At 44.9% G+C, this 21,216-nt stretch carries 9 protein-coding genes, 1 tRNA gene, 3 rRNA genes, 2 pseudogenes and 2 CRISPR repeat arrays; of the genes and pseudogenes, 10 read left to right on the plus strand and 5 right to left on the minus strand.

Annotated features, from left to right (window positions below; translation table 11 throughout):
• Positions 1-3 precede the first annotated feature (3 nt).
• Positions 4-297: a CRISPR-associated endonuclease Cas2 gene (cas2, locus tag ACWA50_RS05635; RefSeq protein ID WP_139609651.1), complete on the plus strand. Its 294-nt coding sequence runs from the start codon at positions 4-6 to the stop codon at positions 295-297.
• 180 nt (positions 298-477) lie between these two features.
• Positions 478-4,474: direct repeats of the CRISPR family, unit length 32 nt; unit sequence CCAGCGGCTCATACGCCGCTGTGAGTTGAAAC.
• Positions 4,475-4,766: 292 nt separating this feature from the next.
• On the opposite strand, the gene ACWA50_RS05640 is transcribed toward cas2, so the two are convergent.
• Positions 4,767-6,013 (minus strand): IS3 family transposase gene (locus tag ACWA50_RS05640; protein ID WP_431050605.1). Its coding sequence is split into 2 segments (ribosomal slippage): positions 4,767-5,617 and positions 5,617-6,013, totalling 1,248 coding nucleotides; the frame shifts between segments, so codons are not numbered across the junction.
• 73 nt (positions 6,014-6,086) lie between these two features.
• Positions 6,087-6,474: direct repeats of the CRISPR family, unit length 28 nt; unit sequence GTTAGCCATCGCACAGATGGTTTAGAAA.
• A 73-nt stretch (positions 6,475-6,547) separates the two neighbouring features.
• Positions 6,548-6,661, minus strand: a pseudogene (locus tag ACWA50_RS05645) (IS1595 family transposase); the annotation flags it as partial.
• A gap of 130 nt (positions 6,662-6,791) precedes the next feature.
• Here ACWA50_RS05645 and ACWA50_RS05650 point away from each other — a divergent pair.
• Positions 6,792-7,235: pseudogene (locus ACWA50_RS05650) on the plus strand (IS256 family transposase, variant Zn-binding type); the annotation flags it as partial.
• 383 nt (positions 7,236-7,618) lie between these two features.
• Here the strand turns inward: ACWA50_RS05650 and ACWA50_RS05655 are convergent.
• A complete protein-coding gene (locus tag ACWA50_RS05655) occupies positions 7,619-8,194 on the minus strand; it encodes a sugar O-acetyltransferase (RefSeq protein ID WP_431050607.1) in 576 nt (191 codons plus the stop codon).
• Positions 8,195-8,211: 17 nt separating this feature from the next.
• The gene (locus ACWA50_RS05660) at positions 8,212-8,904 is read right to left on the minus strand and encodes a GDSL-type esterase/lipase family protein (RefSeq protein WP_431050609.1); all 693 of its coding nucleotides are present in this window, start codon (positions 8,902-8,904) and stop codon (positions 8,212-8,214) included.
• 259 nt (positions 8,905-9,163) lie between these two features.
• Here ACWA50_RS05660 and ACWA50_RS05665 point away from each other — a divergent pair, with 259 nt between their 5' ends.
• The 8 genes from ACWA50_RS05665 (at position 9,164) to ACWA50_RS05700 (ending at position 19,266) form a co-directional block, all read left to right on the plus strand.
• A complete protein-coding gene (locus ACWA50_RS05665) occupies positions 9,164-9,802 on the plus strand; it encodes a TfoX/Sxy family DNA transformation protein (protein ID WP_431050611.1) in 639 nt (212 codons plus the stop codon).
• 260 nt (positions 9,803-10,062) lie between these two features.
• Entirely contained in the window at positions 10,063-11,205 is a 1,143-nt protein-coding gene (locus tag ACWA50_RS05670) for a M20 family metallopeptidase (RefSeq protein WP_431050613.1), read from the plus strand.
• A 3-nt stretch (positions 11,206-11,208) separates the two neighbouring features.
• Positions 11,209-12,585, plus strand: coding sequence for a C4-dicarboxylate transporter DcuC (gene dcuC / locus ACWA50_RS05675; RefSeq protein ID WP_431050615.1), 1,377 nt, complete (start codon positions 11,209-11,211; stop codon positions 12,583-12,585).
• A 391-nt stretch (positions 12,586-12,976) separates the two neighbouring features.
• Positions 12,977-14,516, plus strand: a 16S ribosomal RNA gene (locus ACWA50_RS05680).
• 75 nt (positions 14,517-14,591) lie between these two features.
• Positions 14,592-14,667, plus strand: a tRNA-Glu gene (locus tag ACWA50_RS05685).
• Positions 14,668-14,973: 306 nt separating this feature from the next.
• Positions 14,974-18,425, plus strand: a 23S ribosomal RNA gene (locus ACWA50_RS05690).
• Between the two features lie 214 nt (positions 18,426-18,639).
• Positions 18,640-18,755 (plus strand): 5S ribosomal RNA (rrf, locus tag ACWA50_RS05695).
• The 16S, 23S and 5S rRNA genes sit together here with 1 tRNA gene alongside, the layout of an rRNA operon.
• 241 nt (positions 18,756-18,996) lie before the next feature.
• Positions 18,997-19,266: a hypothetical protein gene (locus ACWA50_RS05700; protein ID WP_431050617.1), complete on the plus strand. Its 270-nt coding sequence runs from the start codon at positions 18,997-18,999 to the stop codon at positions 19,264-19,266.
• A gap of 170 nt (positions 19,267-19,436) precedes the next feature.
• Here the strand turns inward: ACWA50_RS05700 and dld are convergent, their stop codons facing one another.
• On the minus strand, positions 19,437-21,140 hold the full coding sequence (gene dld / locus ACWA50_RS05705; protein ID WP_431050619.1) for a D-lactate dehydrogenase: 1,704 nt from the start codon (positions 21,138-21,140) through the stop codon (positions 19,437-19,439).
• Positions 21,141-21,216: the final 76 nt, after the last annotated feature.

A 21,216-nucleotide genomic window follows, 5' to 3' on the forward strand; every position in this document is an offset into this window, starting at 1 on the left:
CCCATGCTGATGCTGATTACCTATGATATTTCGCTGGAAGACCCCGAAGGCCAAGCGCGCCTGCGGCGGATTGCCAAACTGTGCCTAGACTACGGCGTGCGCGTGCAATATTCGGTATTCGAATGCGACATCGCCCCCGACCAATGGGTGCGCCTGAAAGCCAAGTTGCTCGCCACCTATCAACCCGAAACCGACAGCCTGCGCTTTTACCACCTGGGCAGCAAATGGCGACGCAAAGTGGAACACCACGGCGCAAAAGCTGCGGTAGATATATTCAAAGATACACTGATTGTGTAGCGCGCTAACCTGTTGTTCTCATGGAAATGCGGGGAGATTGGCGACGCTTGATTTCTTTAACAATTTGGATAAATGAAATTAATTTTAGATTATGATATAGTCTGATTACTCTTTTTATTTTAGGTGTAAGCGAATATAAATATATAACATATTAATATTTAATACATTTTAAAGTAGGGTCCAGCGGCTCATACGCCGCTGTGAGTTGAAACCTCATCATGAAAATAGGTTAGATATTTTAACTTGCCAGCGGCTCATACGCCGCTGTGAGTTGAAACCGTTTTAGCGATGAAAAATAAGCTCACCCCGATTCCAGCGGCTCATACGCCGCTGTGAGTTGAAACTGATGGTGTATGGGAGCGGCTTCCTGATATTCCCCAGCGGCTCATACGCCGCTGTGAGTTGAAACAAGCGGCAATGTCGCTAGGGATAGAAAATGAAGCAGCCAGCGGCTCATACGCCGCTGTGAGTTGAAACGCCGCTACCAAAATGAACCTTGAGCTTTGCGGAAACCAGCGGCTCATACGCCGCTGTGAGTTGAAACATGGGACAGTCAGAAACGGCTTATTCAGTCGCCACCAGCGGCTCATACGCCGCTGTGAGTTGAAACACTAATACCCCCTGAACCCGAATCACTTGAACCGCCAGCGGCTCATACGCCGCTGTGAGTTGAAACAGCTCCCTTGCGATGAAAGTGTTTAACGGCAGTGCCAGCGGCTCATACGCCGCTGTGAGTTGAAACACACGTGTGCGCCTCGAACTGGAGAGCGCTCGCCCAGCGGCTCATACGCCGCTGTGAGTTGAAACGTATGTGGACACTTAGATTTGTATGTGGACACTTAGCCAGCGGCTCATACGCCGCTGTGAGTTGAAACGCTACCCCAATAACCTTTATTTTTAACTAGTTAACCAGCGGCTCATACGCCGCTGTGAGTTGAAACCCCTGTTTTTGCGCTACTGGCTAAAGGCGTTACGGCCAGCGGCTCATACGCCGCTGTGAGTTGAAACACGATATGGGCGATAAAACCGGTGGTATCTTATCCCAGCGGCTCATACGCCGCTGTGAGTTGAAACACGGAGATTTAATCATGGATCTAAAAAATCCTTTCAGCGGCTCATACGCCGCTGTGAGTTGAAACTCATTCGGAAATATCCGCCAAACTTCATCGAGACCCAGCGGCTCATACGCCGCTGTGAGTTGAAACTGATTGCAAGCAATCCCCAAATTAATCCAAATATCCAGCGGCTCATACGCCGCTGTGAGTTGAAACAACTGTTAGGAAAAAAGTAACTATTATTCATAATCCAGCGGCTCATACGCCGCTGTGAGTTGAAACGAATTTCGACGATGATATTCCGTTTTGATCGTCCCAGCGGCTCATACGCCGCTGTGAGTTGAAACGTTCGATCAGCTGTAGTTTTATGTCGCCCGGCACCCAGCGGCTCATACGCCGCTGTGAGTTGAAACCCATTATTAGGCGGTGGAGAACTATTTAATAATATCCAGCGGCTCATACGCCGCTGTGAGTTGAAACATTAAATCAACACCATTTGGGAATTTACCTTTAGCCAGCGGCTCATACGCCGCTGTGAGTTGAAACCTCGAGACTATCCGGCTTTTAAAGCTGACCGAACCAGCGGCTCATACGCCGCTGTGAGTTGAAACTCCATGGTATTCTTGCGCTCTTGGCGCTCAGACACCAGCGGCTCATACGCCGCTGTGAGTTGAAACAAGCCCACCGCAAAATTAATTTCTTGTCCAGTTTCCAGCGGCTCATACGCCGCTGTGAGTTGAAACGTAAGCCAATCCACCGCATTACTGGGACTGCCATCCAGCGGCTCATACGCCGCTGTGAGTTGAAACAATCGCATTTGACCGCACTTGCTCGCTGCGTAGCCAGCGGCTCATACGCCGCTGTGAGTTGAAACAGCCTAAAATCACTAAACAAAGCTACGTCTATGACCCAGCGGCTCATACGCCGCTGTGAGTTGAAACAAAGGCAGATAGATTATTTCAGTTTTACAAAAATCCAGCGGCTCATACGCCGCTGTGAGTTGAAACGATAGCTGACACATTAATTAACGGCGAGGTTAGAACCAGCGGCTCATACGCCGCTGTGAGTTGAAACGTTGTGATATCCAGGCGTTTAATAATTGCCCCATCCAGCGGCTCATACGCCGCTGTGAGTTGAAACACCATCTCCATCCCCGTCACTATTACCTGAACCACCAGCGGCTCATACGCCGCTGTGAGTTGAAACACATTGTCGCTGGTCTTAAACGCCAACACAGCTTCCCAGCGGCTCATACGCCGCTGTGAGTTGAAACAGCATGAGGCGGCGAGCGAGGCGGTGTTGAGTGCCCAGCGGCTCATACGCCGCTGTGAGTTGAAACCGCAGGGGTGAAATTGTTGTGCGCTCAACTGTGCCCAGCGGCTCATACGCCGCTGTGAGTTGAAACATCTTTCACAACAATTAACTTGCCTAACTGCTCCCCAGCGGCTCATACGCCGCTGTGAGTTGAAACATGCAACAAGGTTGCATAATAGCGGTCAATTTCTCCAGCGGCTCATACGCCGCTGTGAGTTGAAACCCTTTTTTATTTTTAGGAGAACAACATGAAAAATCCAGCGGCTCATACGCCGCTGTGAGTTGAAACAAGCACCGCTTTGTTTTGTTTCCAAAACTTAACAACCAGCGGCTCATACGCCGCTGTGAGTTGAAACGCCCTGGCTCAAGCCTCAAATTACCCTTGTTATCCAGCGGCTCATACGCCGCTGTGAGTTGAAACCGGTAATCGAACTGTAATCTGTTGCTGCCATTGCCCAGCGGCTCATACGCCGCTGTGAGTTGAAACGGCCGCTGTGCCACCCGTTATTATTGACCAAAGCCCCAGCGGCTCATACGCCGCTGTGAGTTGAAACTAAGCGATCAATAATCTTAGCTCTCAAATCAATTCCAGCGGCTCATACGCCGCTGTGAGTTGAAACATTTTTAATCCTGCGTTATTGATTTCAACACATCCAGCGGCTCATACGCCGCTGTGAGTTGAAACACGCCGGACAGGTTCGGCACGCTCGGCGCATAGACCAGCGGCTCATACGCCGCTGTGAGTTGAAACGGTTATCGGCAGTGGATAGGCATAAGCTGCAAAGCCAGCGGCTCATACGCCGCTGTGAGTTGAAACAAATCGTCATACTCGATCGCGTCTGGAAAGCCCACCAGCGGCTCATACGCCGCTGTGAGTTGAAACTCGCTCTAGCACTTGCCACAACGAACACTCTTTCCAGCGGCTCATACGCCGCTGTGAGTTGAAACCATATAAATCAGATGATGGCTATATTGGTGTCTTCCAGCGGCTCATACGCCGCTGTGAGTTGAAACCACGTTAGATCATCTATGTGTTTGCTAGGCATAAACCAGCGGCTCATACGCCGCTGTGAGTTGAAACTGTAACACCCGAACTTTGGTATCAAACATGATACCCAGCGGCTCATACGCCGCTGTGAGTTGAAACAATGTCTGCGCCGCCGTTGCTGTAAAAGGTATATCCAGCGGCTCATACGCCGCTGTGAGTTGAAACTCACGCGTTATCACCGTATTCCTACCGATTTTAACCAGCGGCTCATACGCCGCTGTGAGTTGAAACTCAACCTTACCCGTATAAACGGCTTTGTTCAACATCCAGCGGCTCATACGCCGCTGTGAGTTGAAACATCAATATTATTTTTGATGATTTTAATCATGCTTCCAGCGGCTCATACGCCGCTGTGAGTTGAAACCTCCGCAGCGGACTACCAACAATGTTACAGATCCGCCAGCGGCTCATACGCCGCTGTGAGTTGAAACCGGTCTTGGGCAAAGTCAGCTACCAGGACGGCAACCAGCGGCTCATACGCCGCTGTGAGTTGAAACTATACTACTGACGGCTTAAAATTGGGGTGGACTTCCAGCGGCTCATACGCCGCTGTGAGTTGAAACAGCCAATCAGCGTGCAGATGAAAACGGCAATGACCCAGCGGCTCATACGCCGCTGTGAGTTGAAACAGCACATTTTGACGACTGTCAATCACAGATTGTCCAGCGGCTCATACGTCGCTGTGAGTTGAAACCCTGTATTCGACCCATTATCAACGGGCGGAGGTGCCAGCGGCTCATACGCCGCTGTGAGTTGAAACGCTTTATTATACACTCCGCGCCATCCTTGAATTTGTCGAGCCTTTATTGAAGTACGAGTTGAAACACAGAGAAAACATTTTCGCGTCTACGGAAAAGTGTGTCGCTCCTTCACGAAAGTGTGAATTGAAACGCTGAATTATAATGAAATTTTATAATAGGACGAAGATTCTTGCCTATGAAAGTGTGTATTGAAATGAGATGGTGAATTTCGCTGTTGCCCTCTTCTCAGTAGTGCTATTTAAATCAATTTTATTAATCTAAAATTTGATCTGACCCAAAAAGTTGGACTGCTTAATGAACGGATTGAGTTCGATATTGTATCGGGCTTAATCCTTTTAATCTTACTTGAATTCGTTCAGTATTGTAATACTCAATATATTGATGAACCGCCTGCTCAATGTCATCTGCCGTATCAAATTGCCGAACATAAAAACATTCTGTCTTCAGCCTGCCGAAAAAACTTTCCATTGCGCCATTATCCAAACAATTTCCCTTTCTCGACATACTGATTTGAATCTGATTATCTGCCAATATATTGCGATAAGACGGCATTTGATACTGCCGGCCTTGGTCTGAATGTAATATCGGCGTTGCCTCCTTCGGGAGCTTATTCACGGCTTGTCGCAACATCTGCTCAACCGGCGCCCTGTTTGGACGACGACCAAGTTGATAAGCAATCACCTCATTGTTAAATAAATCTAACATTGGCGATAAATACACTTTATTGCCGTCTTTTGCTTTGAATTCCGTCACATCAGTCACTAATTTCTCGTAAGCATTTTCCGCCGTAAAATGACGTACTAACAGATTATCAGCAATTCGACCCACTTCGCCTCTGTAAGAACAATATTTCCGTTTTTTCCTCCCTTTCACCTGTAAGCCCATCATCTGAATCAAACGTTGCACCTTTTTGTGATTGACCGTACCGAGTGCCAATGTCACTCGGCGATAGCCATACTGCGGATTCTCTCGTTTAATTTGACGGATTTCCGCTTTTAAATCGGCCTCTTTATCTGTCTTCGGTTGTTGATGGTAAAAATAAGTGCTTCGGGCTAACTTAATGATATCTAATAATAAATTAAGCGGAAAATCACCGCTTAAGGCTTTAACAATTTCTGCCTTTCGGCTTCGTCTTTCAGGGATAACTCCATCGACTTTTTTAAGATGGCATTCTCCGCACGCAAACGCAGATTTTCTTGTTCTAATTGTTTTAACGGCGTTAATGGCTTAACGTGTTTTTTCGATTTATTCGGTTTATTCACGGCTGGTCGTCCTTTGGGCTTATCAATCAGTCCATTTATGCCAAATTGTTTGAAACGTTGCAACCATTTAGAAATAACAGTGCCTCCTGAGATACCCAAGGTTAAGGCGATGTGTTCAAGGGAGAACAGCCCTTGTCGGGCTAATTTGACGGCTTGAAGCTTTTCTTCGACGGTAAATTTTCGGGCAGTATGTTTGACTCGCAAGCCATCTGAGCCCGCATGTTGAAAGTAATAATCAACTGTGTGTTGTTTAAATGTTTGGGTATATTTAGTCATAAAAATCTGCACCTTAGTCAGTTGGTTTTGCAGTCCAACTTTTGGGGTGCAGATAAAAGCCGTTTTAAAATCGGTTAGCCATCGCACAGATGGTTTAGAAAAAAAGAAGATGATAGTACTATCACTAAAAAGTGTTAGCCATCGCACAGATGGTTTAGAAAGTCGGGTGGGACTCGATTAATTCCCCACACTAGTTAGCCATCGCACAGATGGTTTAGAAAAGATATGTATGTGGGGTGTATTTAGATATGTAGTTAGCCATCGCACAGATGGTTTAGAAATATTTTGAATTTGATACCAAAGAGCGAGAGGAGTTAGCCATCGCACAGATGGTTTAGAAATTTCATAGGGCAGAAAAGAATGTTTTTAACGCGTTAGCCATCACACAGGTGGTTTAGAAATTGTTGATGTTCTCGTATTTGCTGTCATCGAGGTTAGCCATTACACAGATGATTTAGAACCAACCTAATATTAACTTTGTGACTGCCCTAGATAATTGCCCTATTTCCATTTTTCCATTTTAACCCATTATACGGCTATGTTTTTATTTATGCCGACTAATTGAGCTGCAAGACGCACTATTGCGCCTGCAACAAATAACTCAATTAAACGGCTCTGTTTATACTAACTTAATCGATTTTTTCTAATAAGCACTATCCTGGAAAATTTTAGTTATCTAGGACAGTCCGAAAAAATCAGAACAAATAAAATTTAGCTTGATTACACGCTTGGAAAACAGACTTATAAACAACTTGCCGATAAATATCATTGTTCTCTAAGAACTATTCAGAGACATATATTAAAAGCACCTAAAACACAGCTAAATTTACCCATTAATAAACATTTGAATATTCTCATGGATACCACATTTTTCGGTCATGATTTTGGTGTACTTGTTTTAATGGACAGCATAACCGGAAAGGTGGTTTACCATCGAATTGTGACGACAGAAAAAGTGTTGTACTACCGATTAGCCATTAATGAACTTAGAGAGAAAGGGTTTTATATTCAAGCGATTACTTGTGATGGCAAGCGTGGATTATTGAAAGATAGTTTAAACGCACCGATTCAAATGTGTCAATTTCATCAAGTAGCAATAGTGATAAGGAAATTAACGCGCAAGCCAAAATCATCGGCGGGAAAAGCGTTAAAAATAGTGATTAAAACCCTCAAAACAAGCCGTAAAAATACGCTTATCTCAAGCATTATATTAGTATTTTAAATATAAACTATTCTTAAATGAGCGCTCAGATAATCCTGATAAAAAAGGAAAATACCCTTATAAACATCGTGGTGTACGGACTGCTTATGCAAGTTTAATTAGACATAAAGATTTTTATTTACCTTTGAGAAGTATCCTGAATTAAATATAGAAAATACAACAAATAGATTAGAAGGGTTATTTAGTGAACTTAAGCGAAAATTATCCGCTCATCATGGATTAACAAAAAGCCATAAGATAATGTTTATAAATGATTTTTTAAATAAAAAGAGTTGGTAACAATGAGCTGGTTTTATGATTACCAACAATTTGGTCTACTATGCCTATGTTCTTCCTATATTAATGACCATACAAAAATTACCAATAGTAACAATATATTAACCTCATGCTTTATCCTTCCCATTAATTTCTCGAATTACCCGACAAGGCACTCCTGCGGCAAGCACATTATCCGGAATATTGCGGGTGACAACGCTGCCTGCGGCGATGACGACATTATTGCCAATTGTGACGCCGGGCATAACTTTTACGCCGCCGCCAAACCAAACATTGTTACCGATGGTGATCGGATAAGCATACTCTAGTCCTTGATTACGGCGTTCTACATCAAGCGGGTGTCCGGCAGTATAGAAGCCACAATCTGGTGCGATAAATACATTATCGCCAAAGGTAACTTTTGCTCCGTCCAGAATAACTAAGTTATGGTTGGCATAGAAGTTTTCACCGATTTCAATGTTATAGCCATAGTCACACCAAAATGGTGCGGTGATGCTAAATTGGGTTTTGGTTTTTCCAAACAGCGTTCGAATCAGTGTTTGTTGCTCTTCAGTGGCAGATGGGCGTAGTTGGTTATAATCGTAACAGCGCTCTTTGCAAATTTTCCGTTCCGCAATCAGATTGGCATCGTTATTGGCGTCATAAATCAGCCCTGCCAACATTTTTTCTTTTTCTGTCGTCATTTCGTCGATTCCACTGGTTAATTTTGCAAATAAGGCAACAGCGCTTGTAAGTAGATTTGATAGCCTGTTAAGGTTAAGTGCAATCCTTCGCGGGTGTAATCCAATTCCAACTCATCGTTAGTATTTAAAAACCGATGGTGCAGATCCAGATACCGCACTTGGTGTGTTTGCGCTACTTTTTGTAAGTGGCTGTTTAACGCTTTAATCCGTTGGTTATCACTTAAGCTTAACATCACTTGATCAATTTTAGCTGAATGGGATTTGTTTACCGGCAACACCGAAAGTAAGTAGCATTGGCATTGCGGCAAGTGCTGTTTGAGTAACGTAAGAATTTGCGAGACTCGCTCGCTGACCTGTTGCGGGGGATCATTCGGATATTTTGCTAGATCATTGACGCCAATTAACAGAAAAAGTTTTTTCGGTTGTAGTGGATAGATATGTTCCGGTAAGCGTTTGAGAACATCATAAGTATCATTACCACTAATGCCACGGTTGTAAATAGTCATCTCCGGCAGCATTTCGTTAATTGGAAATTCTTCGGTAATTGAATCCCCTAAGAAGACAATTTGATTTGTTCGGGCATAGCGGTTTAATGCATTGTAACGGGTTGTCATCATCTCTCTTCGCTCCGCATTAAAATTGATCAGAAATGCTTCTGCCGCTACTTTTTGTTCGTCGGAAACGAAGGTTAAAATCTCTTTTAGTGCCATGTGTCTTTATTCCAGAATAGGTTATGAGTTCATGTAGTGATGCTACTTGAGTTTTGAAGAAAAAACAATGAATAGAGAAGCGAATTGCAGATTAAAAAATAATCGAGTCGATTGTTTTTTGAACGGCAGATCCCAGTTTTAAAAATAATTTAGGAATACAGATCACAAAAAACCATTTTTCTTCATGCATTATTTTAAAATGTAAATTAATGTGTCTCATGATGATTAACCTTGATTAGATTATGGAGTGACTTTATTTATGAGTAATACAAAATCATATGTGTCTTTAACAAAAGAGAAGCTAAATCGTTTAATTGGGAACATTACTGTAGAGAGTTTATTCTCGGGTTATGGTTTTTATAAGGATAATCATATGTTTGGCATTGCGCAAAGTGGTGTTTTTTATTTGCGTGCGGAGGGACGTTTAGCTGCATTTTTAGAGCGGGAAGGTGCCATGACTTGCTCAAATCGTAAGGGAAATAATGCGTTATCACTGTCGTTTTATTATTGTTTGCCCGTTGAAATTACACAAAATGATAAATTGTATAAATCAATTTTGTGTCATTCGATTGAACAAGTTCAGCAGTCGAAACTTGAATCTCAATTATCTCAAAAAAAACGTCCGAAAGACTTATTTAATTTAGAGCTTAAACATGAACGATTATTACGCAAAGTCAACATTACTAGTGTACGTCAATTGCGTGAGGTCGGCGCTGAAATGGCTTACATCCGTATGAAGAAAATAGGACTTCCTATTACGCAGGGATTCTATTGGAGCTTAGTGGCGGCACTGAAAAATATACCGGTTTCGTTATTGACGGCAGAGCAAAAAAAGCAGGCATTGGAGAAACTTAATTTATGTTTGCGTAAAGAGGGGATGAGAGCGGAGAAAGGCTAGTTTATTCCTATTTTATTTCGGAAGAAAATGTTCAAATATGCATGCAATCCGCATAACCTATAGGGTTATGCGGATTGATAGATTAATGCAATATGCAAATCAAAGATCTTTATCACAAATTAATATATTAAAAATATTAAATATCTCTTTCATCTTGACACATAAGGTTATGTTCTTTATCGTCATGTTTGTCTATTTTTTGTACGGCAAGGTGTTTTATGTAAACTTAGTTGTATAACGTACATCATGAGGAGATTGCTATGTCTATTGTCGAACGAAATATTTTTATCGAAGATTTAAAAGATATCGTTAATATTGAGTCTTATAGTTATGATCCACAAGGAAAAGCAGACATTGTTAAATTTCTACGTGAAAAATTCCAAGCGTTAAATTGGTTAGTAGAAGAGCACCCCTTAGATCCCGCAGTAGGTTCGGCACTAATTTGTATGAATCGCAAAGCCGATCATTTTGATGTATTGCTATCAGGACATATGGATACCGTGTTCAAACGGGGGACGTTAGCAACCTGGCCATTCAGTCAAGATGGAAAAAGGGCATATGGTCCGGGTGTTTGTGATATGAAACAAGGGCTAATTCAATCCTATTATGTTTGTAAAACGCTATCTGAAAAGAATGAAATCGGTGATAGCAATATCTGTGTCATTTTTAATCCGGATGAAGAAATCAGCTCTATTTATTCCAGACCATTATTAGAAAAATTTGCCGCTAAATCCCGTTATGCCATTGTATTAGAAGCGGCTAGGGCAAACGGAAGCCTGGTTAATGAACGCCGTGGTGTTGCTAGATACATTATCGAGTTTTTTGGGAAAGAAGCGCATGCGGCGGTAAATCCGGAGGCTGGCGCTAATGCAATCAATGCTTGCATTAAAATTTGTCAGATCTTACTTGAGCAAGTGGCACCTGAAAAAGGAACTGCATTAAATATAGGGACTATTGAAGGTGGGACAACACCGAATACTATTCCGGCGTATGTCAAAATCCAAGTAGATTGTCGTTTTACGCTTTCGGAAGAAGCTGAAAGATTAGACGGCTTCATTCAAACATTACACAATGTAATCACCGAAGATGGCGTGCGGATTAATATCAAAGGTGGGATAACACGCCCACCCTGGGCTAAAACCGACGAAAGTTTGGTATTTTGCCGTGAGGTTGACAAAATTAAACAAAAACTGGGTATTGAGGCTGGGTGGGTTTCTACCGGAGGCGCTTCTGATGGGAATTTCTTTGCGGCTTTAGGTGTGCCGACTATTGATGGAATGGGAATGGTTGGCGGTAAGCATCACAGTTCGGAAGAGTACTTAGAGCTGGACTCAATTATTCCTCGTACGACACTGTTATATGAAACGGTTAAGTTTTGTTTATCAAATAAGCAGGAGGCGTAAATTATGTTTGGTTTAATCCTTGCACTTATTGTGACGGTCGGGGTTGGTTATCTCATTGTCAAAAAATACAAAGCACAAGTTGTCTTAATGTGCGGTGGGATAATTCTCATGTGCTTTGCGATTTTATTCGGTTTGGGAGAAATTTTACCCGCAGATAAATCAACCGGTTGGGTCGGTTTTGATATCTTTGAATTCATCAAAACGGTTTTTAGTTCCAGGGCGGCCGATTTGGGCTTGATGATTATGGCGGTTGGTGGCTTTGCGCGGTATATGGATCATATCGGAGCGAGTAAAACCCTAGTTAATGCAGCGATAAAACCCTTAAAAAAAATTAAAGCCCCTTATGTGATGTTAGGATTTGCTTATATCATTGGGCAATTACTCAATATTTTTATTCCAAGTGCTTCAGGATTGGGATTATTGTTAATGATTACATTATTTCCAATCTTAGTCAGTTTAGGAGTGAGTAGGGAAGGTGCTACGGCGGTGATTGGTACAACGGCATGTCTTGATTTGGGACCAGCTTCGGGTAATGCAGTCTTAGCCTCCAAAACAGCGGGAGTGGATATCGCGGCTTATTTTGTCAATTATCAAATTCCGGTTGCGGTGATAACGATGTTAGTGATTGCCGGCGCGCATATTTTTATGCAGAAATGGTTTGATAAACGTCAGTCAGCGGTAGGGGACGCATCCGAACAAAAAGAGGTTACTGAGAAGAATGTAACAATGGATGACATTCCACCATTTGTGTATATTCTTTTACCCCTATTACCGCTCTTTTTAATTTTAACATTTAGCAAATTAGTCTTTGCTGGGATAAAAATGAATGTAGTAACGGCAATGTTGATCAGTTTGTTTACGGCGATGTTTTTTGAATTAATCAGAAAGCGGGACATGAAAACGGTATTTGCGAATGTTCAGGTGTTTTTTGACGGAATGGGTAAGCAATTTGCGGTTGTGATCACATTGATTGTCGCAGGGGAAACTTTCGCTAAGGGCTTAACTGCGGTTGGAGCTATTGATACTATTATTTCAGGCGCACAAAATTCGGGCTTTGGCGTATTTACAATGACGGCAGTGATGGTGGGGATTATCGCCCTTTCAGCAGTGGTAATGGGATCGGGGAATGCCCCATTTTTTGCGTTTGCTGCATTAGCGCCTAAAGTGGCTTCTTCAATCGGTGTGCCTTCGGTGTTGATGTTACTCCCAATGCAATTGGTTGCTGGTATTGCCCGTAGCGTATCGCCGATTACTGCGGTTATTGTGGCTGTGTCTGGCGTGGCTAATGTATCGCCGTTCGATATCATTAAAAGAACGGCAGTGCCGATGGTATTGGCTTTACTGACGGTTTTATTTGGTACCTTTATCCTATTTCATTAATCATTGTATATTGACGGTTACACAACCCATGAACGGGCTGCGGTTAGGCTTGGTAATATTTTCAAATACGCAGAATTTTTTTGAATATAATCATGCTTAGTATAAAAAAAGAACAATCAAAAGATAAATTGCAAAAAAGTGAGAAAAAGCCCTTGCAAAGCATTATGGAATGTCTATAATGCGCACCTCACAACGACGCAGCTGTTTGAAGCTGACGATTGTGACTGTTCTTTAACAATATATCAGACAATCTGTGTGGGCACTTGTGCAAGGCATTGGTAATTTAAAGATTTAAAAAACTAAAGTCTTAATGAGTGCTGATAGTAAATTCATAATTGAAACTTTTGTGGTTTCAACATTATAGTCAGAGATTCGTTGAGCGATTGAACTTGAATTGAAGAGTTTGATCATGGCTCAGATTGAACGCTGGCGGCAGGCTTAACACATGCAAGTCGAGCGGTAACGGGGGAGAGCTTGCTCTCTTGCCGACGAGCGGCGGACGGGTGAGTAATGCTTGGGAATCTGGCTTATGGAGGGGGATAACTACGGGAAACTGTAGCTAATACCGCGTAATGTCTTAGGACTAAAGGGTGGGACTTTCGAGCCGCCCGCCATAAGATGAGCCCAAGTGAGATTAGGTAGTTGGTGAGGTAAAGGCTCACCAAGCCGTCGATCTCTAACTGGTCTGAGAGGATGACCAGTCACACTGGGACTGAGACACGGCCCAGACTCCTACGGGAGGCAGCAGTGGGGAATATTGCGCAATGGGGGGAACCCTGACGCAGCCATGCCGCGTGAATGAAGAAGGCCTTCGGGTTGTAAAGTTCTTTCGGTGATGAGGAAGGTGTTTTGTTTAATAGACAGAGCAATTGACGTTAGTCACAGAAGAAGCACCGGCTAACTCCGTGCCAGCAGCCGCGGTAATACGGAGGGTGCGAGCGTTAATCGGAATAACTGGGCGTAAAGGGCACGCAGGCGGATAGATAAGTGAGATGTGAAATCCCCGAGCTTAACTTGGGAACAGCATTTCATACTGTTTATCTAGAGTTTTGTAGAGAGGGGTAGAATTCCACGTGTAGCGGTGAAATGCGTAGAGATGTGGAGGAATACCGGAGGCGAAGGCGGCCCCTTGGACAAAGACTGACGCTCATGTGCGAAAGCGTGGGGAGCAAACAGGATTAGATACCCTGGTAGTCCACGCTGTAAACGATGTCGATTTGGGGGTTGCCTGTATGGGTGGCTCTCGAAGCTAACGCGTTAAATCGACCGCCTGGGGAGTACGGCCGCAAGGTTAAAACTCAAATGAATTGACGGGGGCCCGCACAAGCGGTGGAGCATGTGGTTTAATTCGATGCAACGCGAAGAACCTTACCTACTCTTGACATCCTAAGAAGAGCTCAGAGATGAGCTTGTGCCTTCGGGAACTTAGAGACAGGTGCTGCATGGCTGTCGTCAGCTCGTGTTGTGAAATGTTGGGTTAAGTCCCGCAACGAGCGCAACCCTTATCCTTTGTTGCCAGCATGTAAAGATGGGAACTCAAAGGAGACTGCCGGTGACAAACCGGAGGAAGGTGGGGATGACGTCAAGTCATCATGGCCCTTACGAGTAGGGCTACACACGTGCTACAATGGCGTATACAGAGGGAGGCGAGAGTGCGAGCTTAAGCGAATCTCTTAAAGTGCGTCGTAGTCCGGATTGGAGTCTGCAACTCGACTCCATGAAGTCGGAATCGCTAGTAATCGCAAATCAGAATGTTGCGGTGAATACGTTCCCGGGCCTTGTACACACCGCCCGTCACACCATGGGAGTGGGTTGTACCAGAAGTAGATAGCTTAACCGGAAGGGGGGCGTTTACCACGGTATGATTCATGACTGGGGTGAAGTCGTAACAAGGTAACCGTAGGGGAACCTGCGGTTGGATCACCTCCTTATATATGACTGATGATTTTGTATAGGTGTTCACACAGATTGTTTGATAGATTTGAGAATAACGTGTTATGGTCGCGGTCCCCATCGTCTAGAGGCCTAGGACATCGCCCTTTCACGGCGGTAACCGGGGTTCGAATCCCCGTGGGGACGCCATAACACGATATTTTTGAATCGTATCGGTGAAAACCGATTTGTTCTTTAAAAATTTGGACACAAGCTAAAAACTGAAGAGAACTCAAGCGTTCGAGAGGACGTAAGAGCTGAGTATTCGAAAATCGAGCAATCGAGAATCGAATTGGGCTTGTTTGGTGAGAAAAGGCACTGAGCAGGTCAGCGTAGGGAAACTTACGCACGAGTCAATGGAAGACGGCTTTGGGAATGGAAAGCGGACTGAACGAAACGGGCACGAAAGTGGTTAGTTGAAATGAAAGTGCGGTCTGAAAATTCTTGAGGTTGTATGGTTAAGTGACTAAGCGTGCAGGGTGGATGCCTAGGCAGTCAGAGGCGAAGAAGGACGTGCTAATCTGCGAAAAGCGTGGAGGAGTTGATAAGAAGCGTTAATACTCCACGATATCCGAATGGGGAAACCCAGTAGATGAAGAATCTACTATTGTTAACTGAATCCATAGGTTAACAAGGCGAACCGGGAGAACTGAAACATCTCAGTACCCCGAGGAAAAGAAATCAATTGAGATTCCGTAAGTAGCGGCGAGCGAACACGGAGAAGCCGTTAGTGATAGTAAGTGAGTTAGGAGAATGAGTTGGGAAGCTCAATCGCAGAGGGTGATAATCCCGTATCCGAAGGCACAGTTACGGTACTAAGCTAACAGCAAGTAGGGCGGGACACGAGAAATCCTGTTTGAAGATGGGGGGACCATCCTCCAAGGCTAAATACTCCTGACTGACCGATAGTGAACCAGTACCGTGAGGGAAAGGCGAAAAGAACCCTGGTGAAGGGAGTGAAATAGAACCTGAAACCCTGTACGTACAAGCAGTGGGAGCCCTATCACTCAAGTGTATTGAGAGTGGTATAGAAAACGTTGAAATGCGGTTAACGTTTTGCGAAGCAAAACGGTCAACCCCAAAATCAATCAGGAAACTGATGATTAATCGGCGTGTGAAAGGGGCGTTTTACGAAGTAAAACGGCAATCCGAAAGCAGTATGCTTGAGGATAGGGTGACTGCGTACCTTTTGTATAATGGGTCAGCGACTTATATTGTGTAGCGAGGTTAACCGAATAGGGGAGCCGAAGGGAAACCGAGTCTTAACTGGGCGAAGAGTTGCACGATATAGACCCGAAACCCGGTGATCTAGCCATGGGCAGGTTGAAGGTTGGGTAACACTAACTGGAGGACCGAACCGACTACTGTTGAAAAAGTAGCGGATGACTTGTGGCTGGGGGTGAAAGGCCAATCAAACCGGGAGATAGCTGGTTCTCCCCGAAATCTATTTAGGTAGAGCCTTAGATGAATACCTTCGGGGGTAGAGCACTGTTTCGGCTAGGGGGTCATCCCGACTTACCAACCCGATGCAAACTGCGAATACCGAAGAGTACTATCTAGGAGACACACGGCGGGTGCTAACGTTCGTCGTGAAGAGGGAAACAACCCAGACCGCCAGCTAAGGTCCCAAAGTCTATGTTAAGTGGGAAACGAAGTGGGAAGGCTTAGACAGCTAGGATGTTGGCTTAGAAGCAGCCATCATTTAAAGAAAGCGTAATAGCTCACTAGTCGAGTCGGCCTGCGCGGAAGATGTAACGGGGCTAAAACATAGCACCGAAGCTGCGGCATTCAGATGACAGATTTCAGATGTCAGGAGACAGTATGGCAATCAAGTTTGAAGATTTGAAGGTGTTTCAACGCGCTTATAAAGTGTCGTTGGAAATTCATCAAGCGAGCTTGGATTTTCCTAAGATAGAGCAATATGCGTTAGGAGACCAAGTTAGACGGGCAAGCAAAAGCATTTGTGCAAATTTAGCCGAAGGTTTTGCAAGGCAACGTACTAAAGCGGATTTAAATCGATTTCTTAGCATGGCAATAGGCAGTGCTGATGAAATGCGAGTTTGGTTAAGATACTGTTATGACTTGAAATATGCAGATGGACAAGATTGGCAAAGATGGCGTAATGAATACGAAGAAATTGCGAAGATGTTACAAGGTTTTGGTAAAACACCGAAACCTGACGTCTGAAGTCTGTCATCTGATTGGGTAGGGGAGCGTTGTGTAAGCGGAAGAAGGTGGCTCGAGAGGGCTGCTGGACGTATCACAAGTGCGAATGCTGACATAAGTAACGATAAAGGGGGTGAAAAACCCCCTCGCCGGAAGACCAAGGGTTCCTGTCCAACGTTAATCGGGGCAGGGTGAGTCGGCCCCTAAGGCGAGGCTGAAGAGCGTAGTCGATGGGAAACGGGTTAATATTCCCGTACTTGTGATAAGAGCGATGTGGGGACGGAGCAGGTTAGGTTATCCGGGTGACGGAAGTCCCGGTCCAAGCGTGTAGGATGGATGATTAGGCAAATCCGGTCATCTAAATCAGAGGCGTGACGGGGAGACTCCACGGAGTCGAAGTAACCGATACCACACTTCCAGGAAAAGCCGCTAAGCTTATCTTATCATAAACCGTACTGAAAACCGACACAGGTGGTCAGGTAGAGAATACTCAGGCGCTTGAGAGAACTCGGGTGAAGGAACTAGGCAAAATAGCACCGTAACTTCGGGAGAAGGTGCGCTGACGGTAATTGAAGTCCTTAACGGATAGAGGTGAAGTCAGTCGAAGTGACCAGCTGGCTGCAACTGTTTATTAAAAACACAGCACTCTGCAAACACGAAAGTGGACGTATAGGGTGTGACGCCTGCCCGGTGCTGGAAGGTTAATTGATGATGTGAGAGCATTTGATCGAAGCCCCAGTAAACGGCGGCCGTAACTATAACGGTCCTAAGGTAGCGAAATTCCTTGTCGGGTAAGTTCCGACCTGCACGAATGGCGTAATGATGGCCAGGCTGTCTCCACCCGAGACTCAGTGAAATTGAAATCGCCGTGAAGATGCGGTGTACCCGCGGCTAGACGGAAAGACCCCGTGAACCTTTACTATAGCTTGACACTGAACATTGAATTTTGATGTGTAGGATAGGTGGGAGACAGAGAAGTATTAACGCCAGTTAATATGGAGTCGTTGTTGAAATACCACCCTTTAAGGTTTGATGTTCTAACACAGACTGCGGCACGCGGTCGTGGACAGTGTCTGGTGGGTAGTTTGACTGGGGCGGTCTCCTCCCAAAGCGTAACGGAGGAGTACGAAGGTTTGCTAATCACGGTCGGACATCGTGAGGTTAGTACAATGGTATAAGCAAGCTTGACTGCGAGACGGACATGTCGAGCAGGTGCGAAAGCAGGTCATAGTGATCCGGTGGTTCTGAATGGAAGGGCCATCGCTCAACGGATAAAAGGTACTCCGGGGATAACAGGCTGATACCGCCCAAGAGTTCATATCGACGGCGGTGTTTGGCACCTCGATGTCGGCTCATCACATCCTGGGGCTGAAGTAGGTCCCAAGGGTATGGCTGTTCGCCATTTAAAGTGGTACGCGAGCTGGGTTTAGAACGTCGTGAGACAGTTCGGTCCCTATCTGCCGTGGGCGTTGGAAAATTGAAAGGGGCTGCTCCTAGTACGAGAGGACCGGAGTGGACGCACCGCTGGTGTTCCCGTTGTTTCGCCAGAAGCATTGCGGGGTAGCTATGTGCGGAAGAGATAAGTGCTGAAAGCATCTAAGCACGAAACTTGCCTTGAGATGAGTTTTCCCAGTCTATAAGACTGTAAGGGTTGTTTAAGACGAAGACGTAGATAGGCGGGGTGTGTAAGTGTAGTGATACATTGAGCTAACCCGTACTAATTGCCCGAGAGGCTTAACCATACAACGCTCAAGGGTTTTACCCAAAAGCCGAGAGAAAGTTGTAAGAAAAGACAAGAGACGAAAGAGCGAAGTAAGAAGCTCGAGTAGGGCTCGAGGAGTTTGAATCAGATTAGCTTGTGACCGAATAGGAATAACAGCGAAAGAAACGCTGAAAGAATAAAAAATAGAGAACAAAACAAAGTAAGAAGAAGCAAAAACAATCAAGCCGAATTATTCCGGCGGCGATAGTGCGGTAGCACCACCTGATTCCATGCCGAACTCAGAAGTGAAATGCCGTAACGCCGATGGTAGTGTGGGGTCTCCCCATGTGAGAGTAGGACACCGCCGGATATTATTGAATAGAGAGAACAAAAGCCCTTTGCAGTCATGCGAAGGGTTTTTTGCGTTTATCTGATCATAAATCGTGATCCCGCCCTCAGTTTTAACCGATTGAATGCGATAGAATCTAACGATAACAATCAATTAAAAAATGGGTAACATGACAGGTATTACATATATTCCGGCGCAGGATATTAATTCCAACAGCATCGATACTTTAATTGGTTTAGGCAAAGATTTTTAGATCACCAATGTGCAAAATATCAGCCAAATGCACAATTTAATCGTGCGTGATTTGCGTCAAAAAAATCTAAGATACACCTTGAATACCGACAACGTTGAACCGCTGGTTTGCGATCCTTTTACTATGGGGCATACACAAGGCGGCAGTGCATTTTTCTCCACGCTGTTTTATTTCCTCTGGTTGAAAATTCATAATTTGCTGAACGCTAAGCGTGCGAATGTTGCGATTAATGTCGAGAGTTATCAACAACAAATATTGCTGCGTTTTCCTTTTTCATAGCGCAGCAATTTTCAGAGTACGCAAGTTAGTTAAACACCAATTTCCCGATACAACCTGCGGCAAGCTATGCCGTCGTCTTTGCTCAACCTTTTTGTCTATTATGCCACCTAAAACTGAAACGATTAATCTTAAAATGAAAACCTAAGTGCGGTCTAAACCGTGCCTTCCATTTACTGCCAATTTTTCAATTTAGAAGTTTTGCCGATTCCGGGATTAAAACTGTTGGTCGGATCTAACTGGCGATAGAATTTTTTTAACGCTGGTTTAGCATGATACAAATGCCCGACATTGTGTTCCGCCGGATATTGTGCGCCACGTTGATCGAGCAATTCCAGCATTTCCTCTTCCAATGCGATCGGATCGCTGCCTTTTTTCGCGATGTAATCTTGGTGAAAAACATGGCACATAAAATGTCCGTAGTACAGTTTATGGATAAACTGGCGGTTTAATTTTTCCGGCAACACTTCAAACCAATCATGATCATTGCGCCGTAAAGCAATATCGAGGGCGACAATGTCTTCCACCTCTTGCTGATGAATAATCCGATAGCGCACGGCGGCGCCGGCAACGGCGAAACGGTGCAACATTGCGGCTTGCGCTTCTTCCGCATTACAGGCGAAAAAACTGCCGCTGTGTTCGGCAAAATAGGCTTGCAAGAAATCATGGGCTTCGGCAATGCCGTCACCCGCCATTTTCAGAATCAGGTGATGTTCATATTGATCACGATATTCGCGCATTTTTTTCGGCAAATGTTGCGGCAGCAATTTGCTAAATAACTGCAGACTTTTATCGGCAATATGCTTCGGTAAAAACCGCACTTTGCTACACAAGCGATCGACTTTATTTTTTAGGCTGAACAGCTTCGGCAAGTTATTCGTGCCTAACTTTTTAATTGCCCAGAAAGTGTCTTTGCCGTAAATCGTGGCAACATCAAAGGCTTCACGATGAATATATTCACCGGATACCGGCAGGGATTGGAATTGGCTGAGAATATGACGGCGAATATCATTTAATTCGGCGGTGCTGTTGCTGCCGATATAAAACACTTGGGTCTGTTTTTCCAACGGGAAAGTATCTAAGCGCACGGCAAACACCATTAATTTCCCGGCGCAACCGGAGGCTTCGTGCAAACGGCGCGGATCGGCGTTAAAGCGCGCGGGGGTATCGGCATCGACTTGGCGCACATGGTGGCAGTAATCGTGATCATGCCCTTGCTCCGAACCGCACTTGATGTCCGTTTCTTGGTAGCGTTTATGTTCAAGCCGCGCGAGCATTTCCTCCGGATCTGTGCCGAGATCAACGCCCAAATGGTTGATTAAATGTAATTCGCCATCTTGATCGAGTCGGGCAAACAGCGCCATTTCGGTATAAGCCGGACCGCGCTGCACCAACGCACCGCCGGAGTTATTACACACGCCGCCGAGCACCGAGGCGCCGATACAAGACGAACCGATCACCGAATGCGCCTCCCGTCCATGTTGAGCCAATAATTCCTCTAATTTGAATAAGGTGCTGCCCGGCAGGCAAATCACCTGTTGCGCTTGATTAATTACGTGAATGTGATCGATACGCAGGGTGTTGATAATCACAATATCGCGGTCATATTCATTGCCGTCGGGGGTTGAACCGCCGGTCAGCCCGGTGTTGGCGGCTTGGGTGATGACAATCACATCGGCTTTCACGCAGGCTTGCAAAATCCGCCATTGCTCGATTAACGACGCAGGAATGACAACCGCCAACGCACTGCCTTTGCCGAAGCGAAAGCCTTGTCGGTAGGGCAAAGTGCGGTTTGGATCGGTCAGCAGATATTTTTCACCGACGATATGGCGGAGTTGTTGAATCAGTGAACGTTGTTTCTGGGTGTAAGATGACATGGTAGGCCCCTTGTTCCAATCAGATAGTGAATAGCAGAGCTAGTCTATCTTGATTCCTTCCGGTGAAACAAGCGGC

The sequence above is a fragment of the Testudinibacter sp. P17/SS/0325 genome, from assembly GCF_053570765.1.